The sequence below is a fragment of the Streptomyces sp. QH1-20 genome (assembly GCF_041283565.1).
In the GTDB taxonomy this organism is placed as follows: Bacteria; Actinomycetota; Actinomycetes; order Streptomycetales; family Streptomycetaceae; genus Streptomyces; species Streptomyces syringius.
Genome location: NZ_CP166299.1, coordinates 7,705,652 through 7,721,111, shown reverse-complemented (window position 1 = coordinate 7,721,111; position 15,460 = coordinate 7,705,652). Strand labels below are relative to the sequence as shown.

2 protein-coding genes and 2 pseudogenes are annotated in these 15,460 nt (G+C 74.3%); all 4 read right to left on the bottom strand.

Features of this window, described 5'->3' with window-relative positions; translation table 11 throughout:
• Nucleotides 1–2: 2 nt before the first annotated feature.
• Nucleotides 3–692 carry a class I SAM-dependent methyltransferase gene (locus tag AB8O64_RS33925; protein WP_370423499.1) on the bottom strand — a complete coding sequence of 230 codons (690 nt, stop codon included), beginning with the start codon at nt 690–692 and terminating at the stop codon, nt 3–5.
• Between the two features lie 58 nt (nt 693–750).
• Nucleotides 751–7,560 (bottom strand): annotated as a pseudogene (locus tag AB8O64_RS33920) (type I polyketide synthase); the annotation flags it as partial.
• A 39-nt stretch (nt 7,561–7,599) separates the two neighbouring features.
• Nucleotides 7,600–14,028, bottom strand: a pseudogene (locus tag AB8O64_RS33915) (type I polyketide synthase); the annotation flags it as partial.
• Between the two features lie 196 nt (nt 14,029–14,224).
• Complete coding sequence (locus tag AB8O64_RS33910; RefSeq protein ID WP_370423498.1) at nt 14,225–15,457, bottom strand: cytochrome P450; 1,233 nt, start codon at nt 15,455–15,457, stop codon at nt 14,225–14,227.
• Between the last annotated feature and the right edge of the window lie 3 nt (nt 15,458–15,460).

The window sequence follows — 15,460 nt, the reverse complement described above, 5'->3', positions numbered from 1 at the left end:
CCTCAGGAGTCCGTCCAGGCACGCCAGATGCCCACGCAGCCGCGCACCGTCAGCTGGTAGCGGTCGAAGTGCGTCCCGAGCTGGTCGCGGAGGTCCTCGTAGGTGTCCTGCTCGTTGTGGAAGACGCCCTGCTTGTTGAGCCACTCCATCGCCCGGCGGCCGGCGAGGGTCACCGGGACACCGCCCGAGAGCACCGTGGCGCCGAAGACGACACCACCGGGGCGCACCGCCGCCGCGGCGTGCGCGAGGGCGATCCCCTTCTCCTTCAGGCTCCCCGGAACGCAGTGCAGCAGATAGCTCATCCCGACCGAGTCGAAGGACTTCTCCGGCACGGGCAGCGGCTCCAGGGCGTTCGCGCGGACCGTGCGGACGTCGTAGCGCCTCAGGCGGTGTGCCGTGTGCGCGAGGGAGTTGGGGTTCAGGTCGGCGAGCGTGATCCGCGGGTCGGGCACCGGGAACCGCGCGTGGTCGAGGAGGTAGCCGGTGCCCACCCCTATCTCCAGGTGTTCGGCGCCGACGCAGGTGTCGTACATCTGCCGGGACACCGCCGGCGGGCAGCGCCAGCACAGGGGCGCGGTGCCGCGGAACACCGCGAGGTCGTAGAGGTTGAGGAACGACTTCGTGTACCCGGACTGTCCCTCGATGACGTCCTGGTCGAGGAGGTCGCTGCTGCTTGCACTACTGGTGGTCATCACATTCCTGTCGTGTCGGGACGTCGTGTCATCGGTGGAGGCCGTTGAGCCAGTCGTGTACGGAACGCAGTGCGGACTCGCTGTGCTCACGGATGATCGAGAAGTGGGTTCCGGCCGTGTCGGCGGTGGTGTGCGGAAGCTGCCAGTGCGACCGCCAGTCGTCCGGTGCCTGCTCGAAGGGCGGTTGCGAGGCCCGGACCAGCAGCGTCGGCGCGCTGATGCCTTCCGGGTCCCAGTCCTGGAACAGCCGGGCGTAGTGCGCCATGGCGGTGAGGTGCGCGTCGTCCGCGCTCTCCTCCGTCCACAGAGCGCCGGTCGACCCGGCCGCCCGCGCCCTGTCGATCTGGGCGTGCAGGTGCGGGAGCATCGCGCTGCCCGGCCAGTGGCTGTCCAGGAGGACGACGGCGGCCGGGCCGGCCCCGCGCTCCTCGAGTACGGCCGCGGTGGCATGGGCGATCCAGCCGCCGGCCGAGTATCCGAGCAGGACGAACGGGTTGCCCTCGGCGCACTGCTCGACCCCGTCCGCCTGCAGGCGTGCCAGGGCGTCGACGGACGCCGGGAGCGGCTCCTGCCAGGTGAAGCCGGGCGCCGGCAGGGCCCAGACGTCCCGCTCGCCGCGGGACGCGGCGGCCAGCCGTGCGTACTGGTGGGCACCCGAACCGCCGGCGAACGTCGGGAAGCAGACCAGCCTCGCGCTCGCGGTGCCGCGCGAGAGGCGGACGTGCGGAACGCGGAACCCTGCCTCGGGTGCGTCGAAGGTGGTCCGGAAGTCCGCGACGCGCCGCACCAGCTCCTGGAATTCCTCGGCCCGGCCCTGTGCGCTCGCGCGGGCGAAGAGCGGGGCCAGGGTGGACCGCGCCGTGGTGGTGTCGTCGGGTTCCGCGTCCGCCGCGTCCGAGGTCCCCGCCGTCGCCCACCGGTCGACCAGGTGCCGCGTCAGGGCGGTGACGGTCGGGTGCTGGAAGACGAGGCCGGGGGCGAGCCGGAAGCCGATGTCCGCCCCGATCCGGTTCCGCAGGTCCACCGCGGTCAGCGAGTCGAATCCCAGCTCGGGAAGGGGCGTCTCGTCGTCGACGGAGTCCCCGTCGCCGAGCCTGAGCACCGCGGCGACGTGTCCGCGGACGAGGGTGGCGACGAGGCCCGCCCGCTCGTCCTCGGCCGCACCGGCCAGCCGCTGCCGGAATTCCCGGCCCCGTTCGGCGCGCGTCGGATCGCTCTCGCCCTGGGGGCGAACCGAGCCCGAGACCCCGGACAGCTCGGGCCAGTACCGCTGGTGCTGGAAGGCGTAGGTGGGCAGCTCCACCGTCTGTGCGCCGCAGTCGGTGAGGATCCGCTCCCAGTGCACCGCGACGCCTCTGACGTGCAGTCGGGCCAGTGCGCCGAGGAGCGCGCCCGCCTCGGACCCCTTGTCGTCGGGATCCGGCAGCAGGACGACGTCGTCCTCCTCGGCCCCGTCCTCGACAAGGGCGTACCGGTCGCCGTGCCCCGGCTCCCCCGGTGTGTCGTCCGGCCCGATGCGCAGGAAGTCGCGCACCCCTTCGGCCATGAGCAGCCGCATGCCGTCCGTGGACGCGGCGGCCTCGGGATCGGAGCGGACCCAGTACTCCGGGGACCGCAGTTCCTCGGGCGACACGGGGCGGCCCGTGCGGCCGGAGACGAGGGGAATCACCGGCGGATGGAACGTCAGCTCCTTGACGGTGAGGCGGACGGCGTCGCCCGCCTCACCGTCGGGGCCCTCGGGGCTTTCCGCACCGGTGGGAGTTCCCCGGCCGAGGGCGACGACGAGTGCCGCCGCGTCGGCCAGGGACAGCACGCCCGCGCAGTACGCGGCGGCCGGCTCGCCGGCGACGTCGCCGAGGAGGTGGTCGGGGGTGACTCCCCACTGCTCCAGCAGCCGGAAGTACGCCACCTGCCCGGCGAAGAGCGCGGCCCGGGCGAGGACCGGGTCCGCCGGCGCCGCACCGTCCGCGGACCACAGCTCTCCCCACACTTCGGCCGACGGACGGTCCAGATGCGCGGCGAACGCGGCACCGACCTCGTCCGCGGCGGAGGCGAAGTCCGGCACCCGGGAGTACAGCTCCCGCCCCGGCCCGCCCGCTGCGCCGGGCCGTCCGGAGAACAGGAACGCCACCCGTCGCCGCCCCCGGGACGCGCCGCTGATCAGCTGGGGGGCGTCCTCCTCGCCCGCCAGCAGCGACAGCGCCGTCAGCGCGTCGTCCCGGTCCTGACCGAGGACCACGGCACGGTGCTCCAGCCCGGTCCGGACCGCCAACGAGCGGGCGACGTCGACAGGCCGGAGGTCGGGGCGTTCCTCGACGAACCGGCGCAGCCGGTCGGCCTGCTCCCGCAGGGCCTTCGCCGTCCGGCCCGACAGCACCCACGGGACCGCGGGAAGCGTGACGGCGGGGCGCGGGGACTCGGGAGCCGCCTCGCTCGCCCCGGGCTCCTCCGGTGCCTGTTCCAGAACCACGTGGGCGTTGGTGCCGCTGATCCCGAACGCCGAGACGCCGGCCCGCCGCGCCCGGCCGGTGTCCGGCCACGGCCGGGCCTCGGTCAGCAGCTCCACCGCACCCGACGACCAGTCCACGTGCGGTGTCGGCTCGTCGACGTGCAGGGTGGGCGGCAGGACACCCCGGTCCATGGCCATGACCATCTTGATCACACCGGCCACGCCGGCCGCGGCGGCGGTGTGGCCGACATTGGACTTCAGCGACCCCAGCCACAACGGGCTGTGGGCCGACCGGCCCTGGCCGTACGTGTCCAGCAGGGCCTCGGCCTCGATGGGGTCACCGAGGGTGGTGCCCGTGCCGTGCGCCTCTACGGCGTCCACATCGCGGGCGGTGAGCCCGGCGGTGGCCAGGGCCTGCCGGATCACGCGCCGCTGGGCGAGCCCGTTGGGCGCGGAGAGGCCGTTGCTCGCCCCGTCCTGGTTGGTCGCGGTGCCGCGGACCAGCGCCAGGACCGGGTGTCCGAGGCGGCGGGCCTCCGACAGCGGTTCCACGAGGATCGCCCCGACGCCCTCGCCCCAGCCGGTGCCGTCGGCCGACCCGGCGAACGCCTTGCAGCGCCCGTCCGGTGCCAGCCCGCCCTGCTGGCTGAACTCCACGAACGCCCCCGGGGTGGACAGGACGGTGGCTCCCGCCACCAGGGCGGCCGTGCAGTCGCCCTGCCGCAGGGCCTGGACGGCCAGGTGGAGGGCGACCAAGGACGACGAACACGCGGTGTCGACCGTCACGGCCGGCCCTTCGAGGCCGAACGTGTAGGCCAGCCGGCCCGAGGCGACACTGGTGGAGGTCCCGGTCATGAGGTGACCGGCGGTGTCCTCGGGGGACGCGGTCAGCAGCGGCAGGTAGTCCTGGCCGGCGATGCCCACGAACACACCGGTCCGGCTGCCCCGGACCGTCTCCGGCGACATCCTCGCCCGCTCGAACACCTCCCATGCCACCTCGAGGAGGAGGCGCTGCTGCGGGTCCATCGCCAGGGCCTCCCGCGGGCTGATCCCGAACAGGAGGGGGTCGAACTGGTCGGCGTCGCGCAGGAAGGCGCCCCGGCGGACGTACGTCCGCCCCGGCCGGCCCGGCTCCGGGTCGTAGAGGCCCTCGACGTCCCAGCCGCGGTTGGCCGGGAAGGACGAGGTCGCGTCCCGTCCCGAGACGAGGAGGTCCCACAGCTGCTCGGGGGAGGCCACGTCGCCCGCGTACCGGCAGCCCATCGCGACGATCGCGATCGGCTCGTCGGTGACGGGCACCGCCCGCACCGGTTCCGCGGCCTGGTCCTGAGTGCCGTCCTGAGTGCCCGTCAGCCGGGACAGCAGGAGCGCGGAGAGCTTCTCGGGGGTCGGGTGGTCGAAGGCCGCGGCCGGGGAGAGACGGACACCGGTGGCGGTGGCGAGCCGGTTGCGCAGCTCCATCGCCGTCATCGAGACGAACCCCAGATCGGTGAAGGCCCGGGTGGCCTCGACCTCCGCCGCGGAGGCCAGGTTCAGTACCACGGCGGCGTGCTCGCACACCGTCTCCAGTACCACCCGTCGCTGTTCGGGCGCGGGGAGTTCCGCCAAGTGCTGGCGGAAGGGGGTGGACGCGCTGTCGTCGTCCTCCCGCGCCGGAGTGTCGGCGGCCGCGTCCAGCCAGTACCGCCGCCGCTGGAAGGCGTGGGTCGGGAGGTCCACCAGCCGGCGGTGCGGTCCGAGGTGAGAGGACCAGTCGACGCGCACACCGCGCACATGGGCTTCGGAGACGGAGGTCAGGAAGCGCCGGAGGTGTCCCTCCTCGCGCCGCAACGAGGTCAGCACCACGCCGTCCGTGGCGGCGTCGTCCAGGATCTGCTCCACCGACACCGCGAGCACCGGGTGCGGGCTCATCTCCACGTACGTGCGGTGTCCGGACGCGAGGAGCGCGCGCACGGTGGGGTCGAAGCGGACCGTCTCCCGCAGGTTCCGGTACCAGTAGGCGGCGTCGAGCCCCGAGGTGTCGGCCACGGCGCCGGTGACGGTCGAGAAGAAGGGGATCCGGGCCGCCCGCGGCGTGATCGGGGCGAGCAGCGACGCCAGTTCGGCCTCCAGCGTCTCGACCTGGGCCGAGTGGGAGGCGTAGTCGACCGCGACGCGCAGCGCCCGTACCCCTTCGTCCTCGGCGAGGGCCAGCAGCTCGTCCAGCGCCTCGGGGTCGCCCGAGACCACGACGGAGGAGGGGCCGTTGACCGCGGCGACGGCGAGACGGGTCCCCCACGCCTGGAGCCAGTCCCGTGCCCGGTCCACGGGGAGGGCGAGGAAGGCCATGCCACCGCGACCGGAGAGGCGCTCGGCCACCAGGCGGGACCGCAGTGCCACGATCCGCGCGCCGTCCTCGATCGACAGCGCGCCCGCGACGCACGCGGCGGCGATCTCGCCCTGGGAGTGGCCCACCACGGCGCCGGGTTCGACGCCGTAGGACTGCCACAGCGCGGCCAGCGAGACCATCATGGCCCACAGCGCGGGCTGCACCACGTCGACGCGGTCCAGTGAGGCGGCGCCGTCGGCGCCGCACACGACGTCGACGAGCGAGAAGTCGACAAGGGGGTCCACCGCCGCGGCGCACTCGTTCAACCGGTCGCGGAAGACCGCCGCGTCGCGGTACAGCTCCGCGGCCATGCCCACCCACTGGGCTCCCTGGCCGGGGAAGACGAACACCGGCTTCCCCGGGTCCGTCGCGACGCCCTCCACCACCTCGGGGGCGACGCGCCCCTCGGCCAGGGCGTCGAGGCCGGTGACGTAACCGTCCAGGTCGCCGGCCAGCACGACGGCGCGGTGGTCGAACAGGGTCCGCGACGTCAGCAGGGAATGGCCGACGTCGAGCGGTGAGAGTTCCAAGCGGTCGCGCACGTGGTCGCGCAGCCGGGCCGCCTGCTCCCTCAGCCCCCGGTCGGTCCTCGCGGAGACCGTCCACGGCACCGGCCCGGCCGGCTCGGTGCCGGGGGCAACGTCGGGGGCGTCCTGTTCCGTCTGCTCCGGCTGCTCGGCCTGTTCCAGGATCAGGTGGGCGTTGGTGCCGCTGATCCCGAACGAGGACACGCCGGCGCGGCGCGGACGGCCGGTCTCGGGCCAGTCACGGTTGCCGGTCAGCAGCTCCACCGCGCCGGCGGACCAGTCCACGTGCGGGGTGGGTTCGTCGACGTGCAGGGTGGACGGCAGGACGCCGTTGCGCAGCGCCATGACCATCTTGATCACACCGGCGACGCCCGCGGCGGCCTGGGTGTGGCCGATGTTCGACTTCAGCGACCCGAGCCACAGGGGTTGGCCGGCCGGCCGGTCCTGGCCGTAGGTGGCCAGCAGCGCCTGGGCCTCGATGGGGTCGCCCAAGGTGGTCCCGGTGCCGTGGGCCTCGACGGCGTCCACGTCGGACAGGGCGAGCCCCGCGTTCGCCAGGGCGGCGCGGATCACGCGTTGCTGTGCCGGGCCGTTCGGTGCGGTCAGCCCGTTGGACGCGCCGTCCTGGTTCACCGCGGAACCACGGATGACGGCCAGCACCGGATGCCCGTTGCGCCGCGCGTCGGACAGCCGCTCCAACAGCACCAGACCGACGCCCTCGCCCCACCCGGTACCGTCCGCCGCCGCGGCGAACGCCTTGCAACGGCCGTCCGCCGCCATCCCGCGCTGCCGGCTGAACTCGACGAACATGCCCGGTGTCGCCATCACCGCCGCGCCGCCGGCCAGGGCGAGGCCGCACTCGCCGGCGCGCAGGGACTGCACGGCCTGGTGCAGCGCCACCAGCGAGGAGGAGCAGGCGGTGTCCACGGTGACCGCCGGGCCTTCGAGCCCGAAGGTGTAGGCCAGCCGTCCGGACATCACGCTGGCGAGGTAACCCGTCGAGTAGCCCTCGAAGTTCTCCCGGGCGCCGCGGACCAGGAACGCGTACTCCTGGCTGCTGGTGCCGACGAAGACGCCGGTCCGGCTGCCGCGCAGGGAGGACGGGGTGATGCCGGCGCGCTCGAAGGTCTCCCAGGAGACCTCCAGCAGCAGACGTTGCTGGGGGTCCAGGGCCAGCGCCTCACGCGGCCCCACCCCGAACAGACCCGCGTCGAAGGACGCCACGTCGGCGAGGAAGCCGCCCTCCCGCGCGTAGGTCTTCCCGAGCCGGTCCGGGTCCGGGTCGTAGAGGCCGTCCACGTCCCAGCCGCGGTCCTCGGGGAAGGGCGCTATCGCGTCCTGCCCGGAGACGACCAGGCGCCACAGGTCCTCCGGCGACCGGACACCTCCCGGTAGCGAACAGCCCATCGCCACCAGCGCGATCGGTTCTCCGGCGGCGTCCTCCAGCTCCCGCAGGCGGCCCCGCGTCTCGTGCAGGTCGGCGGTCACCCGCTTGAGGAGGTAGCGAATCTTGTCGTCGGTCACCATCTGAAACCACCTTGCCGAGAATCGACCGATGTCCGGTCAGGAGATGCCAAGTTCCTTGCCGATGAAGTCGATGAGTTCGTCGTCGTCTGCCGAGTCGAGCTCATCCGCGACGGTGGTTCCGCCGGTCCCGCTGTGCTGTGTGCCGGCTTGCTCGCCCCACTTCGCGGCGAGGAGGCGCAGCCGGGCCGCCACCCGCTCCCGCTCGGTGTCGTCCAGCTCCGTCGCGGCGAGGCCCGCCGCCCAGTCGTCGAGCCGGGCGAGGAAGGGGTCGGCCGGCGCGCCCAGCTCTGCGAGGAGCACCGCTTCGATGTGGTCCGTCATCACGACCGGTGTCGGGTAGTCGAAGACCAGGGTGGCCGACAGCGTCAGACCCGTCGCGGTGGTGAGGCGGTTGCGCAGTTCCACCGCGGTGAGCGAGTCGAACCCCAGGTCCTTGAACGAGCGCTGGGGGTCCACGGCCTCCGGCGTCGCGTGCCCGAGGACGACAGCCACCTGCTCGCACACCGTCGCGAGTACGGCCTGGCGCCGTTCCTCGGGTGCGAGGAGGCCCACGCGGCCCCGTAGCGCGTCCGCCGCCGGGGGCGGTCCCGCGTCCGCCGCGGGGACGTGGACCAGATCGCGCAGCAGCGCGGGGAGGGCCCCGCTCCCGGCTGCGGACCGGAGGGCCTTCTTGTCGAGCCGCATCGGCAGGGACACCGCACGGTCGGCGGCGAGGGCCGCGTCGAGGAGCGCCAGGCCGTCATCGGTGGACAGGCCGACGACGCCGGAGCGGCTCATCCGCTCCCGGTCGGTGCGGCCCAGTTCCGCCGCCATCCCGCCGTCGCCGGTCCACGGCCCCCAGGCCAGGGAGGTGCCGGGCAGGCCGGCGCTCCGGCGGTGCCCGGCCAGCGCGTCGAGGAAGGTGTTGGCAGCCGCGTAGTTGGCCTGGCCGGCGGTGCCGAGGGTGCCCGCGGCGGAGGAGAAGACGACGAACGCGGACAGCTCGCGGTCCCGCGTCAGTTCGTGGAGGTTCCAGGCACCGTCGACCTTGGGCCGGAACACCGTGTCGATCCGCTCCGGTGTCATCGACTCCAGGACGCCGTCGTCCACTACGCCCGCCGCGTGCACCACGGCGCTCAAGGGACGCTCCTCCGGTATCGACGCGAGCAGCTCTGCCACGGCGGCCCGGTCGGCCACGTCGCACGCCACGGCCGTGACCGTCGTCGCGCCGGACGCGGTCAGCTCGGCCGTCAGCTCGGCCACGCCGTCGGCGTCCGGTCCGCGGCGGCCGGCCAGGACGAGATGCCGGACGCCGTGGGCGCGGACCAGGTGCCGGGCCACCTGGGCGCCGATCGCCCCGGTGGCTCCGGTGATCAGGACGGTCCCCGTGGAGTCCCACGCGGGGGGCATGGTGAGGACGATCTTGCCGATGTGCCGGGCCTGGGCCAGGAACCGGAAGGCCTCGGGTGCCTGCCGGACGTCCCACGACGTCACCGGGACGGGTTGCAGTTCGCCCTGCTCGAACAGCGCGAGGAGGTCGGCCAGCATCCGGGCGATGCGCTCGGGGCCGGCGTCCATCAGGTCGAACGCGCTGTAGGCGACCCCGTCGTAGCCGGCCGCGACCTCGCCGGGCTCGCGGATGTCGGTCTTGCCCATCTCGACGAACCGGCCGCCCGGCCGCAGCAGCCTCAGCGACGCGTCGACCAGATCCTTCGTCAGGGAGTTCAGTACGACGTCGATACCGCGGCCCCCGCTCGTCGCGCGGAAGCGCTCCTCGAACCCGCTGTCGCGCGAGGAGGCGAGGTGCTCGTCGTCGACTCCCCCGGCGCGCACGGTGTCCCACTTGGCGGGGCTCGCCGTCGCGAACACCTCCGCCCCCAGGTGCCGTGCGAGCTGCACGGCGGCCATGCCGACGCCGCCGGCCGCCGCGTGGACGAGCACCGTCTCCCCCGGCCGGACACCGGCCAGGTCAACCAGGCCGTAGTAGGCCGTGAGGAACACGACGGGGACGGAGGCGGCCTGGGTGAAGGACCACCCTTGGGGCATCGGGGCGAGCGTGCGGTGGTCGGCGACCGCGACCGGACCGAGGCAGGCGGCGGCCAGTCCGAACACCCGGTCGCCGGGGGCGAGACCGGTCACGTCCGGCCCCACCTCGGTGACCACGCCCGCGACCTCGCCGCCCAGCGCCCGCCGGTCGGGCACCATGCCCAGGGCCATGACGACATCACGGAAGTTCAGCCCGGCCGCGCGCACCGCGACCCGCACCTGACCGGGTGCCAGCGGGGCGGCGGCCTCCGGGGACGGTGCGAGGACCAGGTCGTCCACCGTGCCCCCGCCGGCCAGGTCCACCCGCCACTCCCGTACCCCCGGCGGGGGCAGCAGGGTCCCCTGCGCCATCCCCCGGGCCAGCCTCGGCACGAGCACCCGCCCGGCGCGGAGGGCGAGCTGGGGTTCGCTCCCGTTCGCCGCCGCCGGGAGGGCGGCCGTCGAGTCGGGGTGGGCGTCCAGGTCGACGAGCACGAGGCGCCCCGGGTGCTCCGACTGTGCGGAGCGCACCAGCCCCCAGAGCGTGGCGGCGGCCAGGTCGGTGGTCTCCTCCCCGGCGGCGGACATCGCGCCACGGGTCACCACCACCAGCCGCGCGGCGAGCAGTCGCGGGTCCGCGAGCCAGGTCCGGAGCACGTCCAGCACCCGCCCGCACAGGGCCCGCGCGTCGTCGGCGCCGTCGCCGCGGCACGGCAGGAACACCAGGTCCGGCACGGGCTCACCGGCGTCGATCGCCGCGAGGAGCGCACCGGGGTCCGCGAACGCCGGGGCCGTGAGCCGGCCCGCCAGGTCCTCGTCCCCGAGCACGGCGCAGCGGGCGGCGGTGGCCGCTGCCGCGGGGGCGGCCGTGGGCGGCGCCCAGTCGATGTGGAACAGCGCGTCATGGGTGGGCGCGGGCCGGAGGCGGTCGGCGGAGACGGGACGGGTGATCAGCTCCCCGACCGACGCCACCGGGGCACCGCGTTCGTCCCACAGGGCGAGGGACACACCGTCCGCGCCGGACGGGGTCAGCCGGGCGCGCAGCGCCGGTGCGCCGCTGCCGTGGAAGGACACCTCGCGCCACGCGAACGGAACCCGCAGCGGAGGCTGCTCACCGTCCTCCCCGTCGAGGAGGGCGGTGTGCAGCGCGGCGTCGAGCAGCGCCGGGTGGACGCCGTAGCGGGTGGCTCCGGCGCGCGCCTCCTCGGGGAGCGCCACCTCGGCGAACACCTCGTCGCCGAGCCGCCAGGCCCGGTGGAGCCCGCGGAACACGGGACCGTAGTCGAGGCCGGAGGCGGCTTGGCGCTCGTAGAACCCGTCGAGCGCGACCGGGCGCGCCCCCGGGGGCGGCCATGTCCCGCCGTGGCCGGCGGGCACGGTGGCGGCCTCGGGCGCGAGCACGCCGCGGGCGTGGCACACCCAGGGTTCGTCCCCGTCGGCGCCGTCGGGCCGGGAGTAGACGCCCACCGGGCGGTGGCCCTGCTCCCCCGCGGGTCCCACCCGTACCTGGAGGTGGACGGCGCCCCGGTCGGGTACGGCCAGCGGTGCCTCCTGGGTCAGCTCCACGAGCCGGTGGCAGCCGACCTCGCCACCGGCGCGGACGGCCATCTCGACGACGGCGGTGCCCGGCACGAGTGCGGCGCCGAGCACGACATGGTCCGTGAGCCAGGCCTCGGTCCGCCGTGACAGCCGCCCGGTCAGGGCGAGTCCCTGGGAGTCCGCGAGGTCCAGGGACGCGCCGAGCAGCGGATGTCCGAGCCCGGTGAGGCCGGCGGCGGTCACATCGGCGTCCGCGCCGGCCCGGCCCCAGGGGTAGCTGCGGCGCTGGAAGGCGTAGGTGGGCAGGTCCACCCGACGGGCCCCGGTGTCCGCGAAGAGGCGGGTCCACTCGACCCGGACGCCGTGGACGAACGCCTCGGCCACGGCCGCGAGCACGGTGTCGGTCTCGGGCCGCCCGCGCCGCGCCACCGGGACGAGCACGGCGCCGGCGCCGTCCGGTTCCTCGGCGAGGCAGTCCTGGGCCATGGCCGTCAGGACCCCGGACGGCCCCACCTCCAGGAAGGTGTTCACCCCTTCCGCCAGGAGCCGGCGCATCCCGTCGCGGAAACGCACCGCCGCGCGGGCGTGGCGGACCCAGTACTCCGGGGAGCACAGCTGGTCCGTGGTCGCGATGTCCCCGGTGACGTTCGAGACGATCGGGATCCGGGGCGGGTGGAAGGTGAGTCGCTCCGCGACCCGGCCGAACTCCGCCAGCATCCCGTCCATCTGCGGGGAGTGGAAGGCGTGGCTGACCCGGAGCCGTTTGGTGCGTCGGCCTTCGCTCTCCCAGTGCGCGGCGCATTCCAGCACGGCGTGCTCGGCGCCCGACACCACCACCGACTCCGGTCCGTTGACCGCGGCGACGGACAGCTCGTGGGCACGCTCCTCCACCCACGGCCGGATCTCCGCCTCGCTCGCCCGCACCGAGACCATCGCGCCGGTGCCGGGCAGCTCCTGCATCAGCCGGCCGCGGGCGGCGACGAGGGCGCACGCGTCCTCCAGGGACAGGACACCGGCGACGTGCGCGGCCGTCAGCTCCCCGACGGAGTGGCCGAGCAGGAGGTCGGGGGTGAGCCCCCAGTGCTCGAGCAGGCGGAACAGGGCCACCTCGTAGGCGAACAGTGCGGCCTGGGTGTACGCGGTCTGCTCCAGGAGTCCGGCTTCCGGCGTTCCCTCGGCGGCGTACAGGACCTCCCGCAGCGGTCGGTCCAGAAGCGGGTCCAGGTGCCCGCACACCGTCTCCAGCGCCTCGGCGAACACCGGGTACGCGGCGGCCGGCTCACGCCCCATGCCCGGGCGTTGGCTGCCCTGGCCGGAGAAGAGGAACGCGGTCCGGCCGTCGGCCACCGCGCCGCGCACGACGCCGGGGGCGGGGCGGTCTTCGGCGAGTGCCGTCAGTCCCGCGAGGAGACCGTCCCGGTCGGCCGCCCACACCACGGCCCGCTGGTCGAGGGCCGCGCGGGAGGTCGCCAGCGACCAGCCGACGTCCACCGGCCGTAGTTCCGGGCGGCCTCGGAGCTCGGCCGTCAGCCGCTCCGCCTGGTCCCGCAGGGCCCCCTCGCCCCGGGCCGAGAGCACCCACGGCACCCGCTCGGGTGTGACGACCGGGCCGGCTTGGCCGGTGTCCGCGTGGTCGTCCTGGGGTGCCTGTTCCAGGATCACGTGCGCGTTGGTCCCGCTGATGCCGAACGACGACACTCCCGCCCGGCGCGGGCGGCCGGTCTCGGGCCAGTCGCGGTTCTCCGTCAGCAACCGGACCGCGCCGGCGTCCCAGTCCACGTGCGCGGAGGGCTCGTCGACGTGCAGGGTCTTCGGGAGGGCCCCGTTGCGCAGTGCCATGACCATTTTGATCAGACCGGCGACGCCCGCCGCGCCCTGGGTGTGCCCCAGGTTCGACTTGATCGAGCCCAGCCACAGCGGCCGGTCCGCCGGCCGGTCCTGGCCGTAGGTCGCCAACAGGGCCTGGGCCTCGACCGGGTCGCCCAGCCCGGTCCCCGTGCCGTGCGCCTCCACGGCGTCGACCTCGTCCGCCGACAGGCGGGCGGCGGCCAGGGCGGCGCGGATCACGCGTTGCTGTGAGGGGCCGTTCGGTGCGGTCAGCCCGTTGGACGCGCCGTCCTGGTTCACCGCGGAACCACGGATGACGGCCAGCACCGGATGCCCGTTGCGCCGCGCGTCGGACAGCCGCTCCAACAGCACCAGACCGACGCCCTCGCCGAAGCCGGTGCCGTCCGCCGCGGCCGCGAACGCCTTGCAGCGGCCGTCCGGCGCCAGGCCGCGCTGGCGGCTGAACTCGGTGAAGACTCCCGGCGTCGTCATGACCGTGGCACCGCCGGCCAGGGCCATGTCGCACTCGCGCTGCCGCAGCGCCTGGACGGCCTGGTGCACCGCCACCAGGGACGCCGAACACGCGGTGTCCACGGTGACGGCGGGGCCTTCGAGGCCGAAGACGTAGGCGAGGCGCCCCGACAGCACGCTCGCGGCGTTGCCCGTCATGTGATAGCCCTCGGTGCCCTCGGTCACCCCGATGCCGCCACTGCCGGCCACGAACAGGGATCCGACGAAGACCCCGACGGGCCGGCTCCGCAGGGAGCCGGGGTCCACCCCCGCCCGCTCGAAGGTCTCCCACGCGGTCTCCAGCAGCAGCCGCTGCTGGGGGTCCATCGCGGCCGCCTCGCGCGGGCTGATCCCGAACAGGTCCGCGTCGAACTCCGCGGCACGGTCGAGGAAACCCCCTTCGAGGGCGTAGGTCCGCCCGGGGCGGTCGGGGTCCGGGTCGAAGAGGTCATCGGCGTCCCAGCCCCGGTCGGTGGGGAAGGCCGAGATCGCGTCGGTCCCGGTCGCCACCAGCCGCCACAGCTCCTCCGGCGACGACACCCCGCCGGGGTAATGACATCCCATCGACACGACCGCGATCGGCTCCCGGCCCGCCGCCTGTGCGGTACGGAGGCGCTCACGGGTCTCCAACAGCTCGGCGGTGAGGCGCTTGAGGTAGTCGAGCGTCTTGGTGTCATCGGTCATGTCGAACGTGCTGCCCTTCACAAGGAGATTCAGGACCTCTTGAGCTCACCGTCGATGGCGTCGGACCCTTCGTGGTCCGTGATCGACGCGGGTGCCGTCATCCGGCGGTGGTGCCCCCGAAACGCAGCGGCAGGGTGTCGGGCCCGGCGACGCCGAGCGCGGTCCGCCAGCTGATCGGGCCGGTGAGCCGGGGCGGGTCCAGACGGGCGGGCAGCACCGCGAGGGCCTCGGCGAGTTCCACGCGGGCCAGCGCCGTGCCCAGGCAGAAGTGCGGGCCGCCGCCGAACGCCAGGGTGGGTGCCTCGCGCTTGACGGTGATGTCGAAGGTGTCGCCGTCGGCGTAGACCCGGGGGTCGCGCTGCGCCGAGTGCGCGCACATGAAGACGGGGGTTCCCGTGGGGATGCGCACGCCGTGGACGTCGAAGTCCTCGGCGGCGGTCCGGGTGGCCGTCACGGGCAGCGTGGGGCTCCAGCGCAGGACCTCCTCGACCGCCTGCGGGGCCAGCTCGGGCCGCTCCCGGAGCAGCATCCACTGCTCGGGGTGCTGGGCGAAGGCGACCATGGCGAGGGCCAGTTGGTGGTTGGTGGTCTCGTATCCGGCGACGAGCACGGTCGCGACCAGGGTGCGGACCTCGTAGTCGTCAAGGACGCCCTCCTGGTGGGCGCGCAGGATGTCGGAGGTGAGGTCGCTGCCCGGGTTCGCCCTCAGCTTCTCGATCGCGGCCTCGAGGTAGTCGAACATGCGGATGAGGCCCTGCTCCACCTGGGTGAGCATGGTCCGGTCGTCGGAGAGCGCGAGTCCGAGGTTGGCGTCCATGGACAGCCGGCCGACGGTGTCGTAGTCGTCCAGCGGGAAGCCGAGCAACTGGCACATGACCATCGCCGGCAGCGGGTGGGCGAACGCCTGCACGAAGTCGCACTCTTCCGAGGCGGAGAGCCGGTCGGCCAGCCGCTCCACGGTGGCCCGGACGAAGGGCTGCGTCTCGATGATCCTGCGGGGGGTGAAGGGGTGGGTCGCCAGCCCGCGCAGCCGGCGGTGGTCCGCGCCGTCCAGGCTCTGCAGGAAGTCACGCATGAAGTCGCGCGCCGGCCCCTCGGGGGTCCCCACCATCTCCACGAGGCCCCGGAAGCCCGAGACCAGCCGCGGATCGCGGGCCAGGTCCTTGGCCTCGGCGTACCGCAGCACCAGCAGCGCCAGCGGGGTGCGGGCGACCCAGGAGCGTTCCCGGGCCTCGGCCACCTCGGGAGAGTCCCAGGCGAACCCCGGGTCGGTGAAGTCCAGAAAGGGCAGATCCGACCAAGACGGCTCGGTGTGTGCGGTGGTCGACATGTT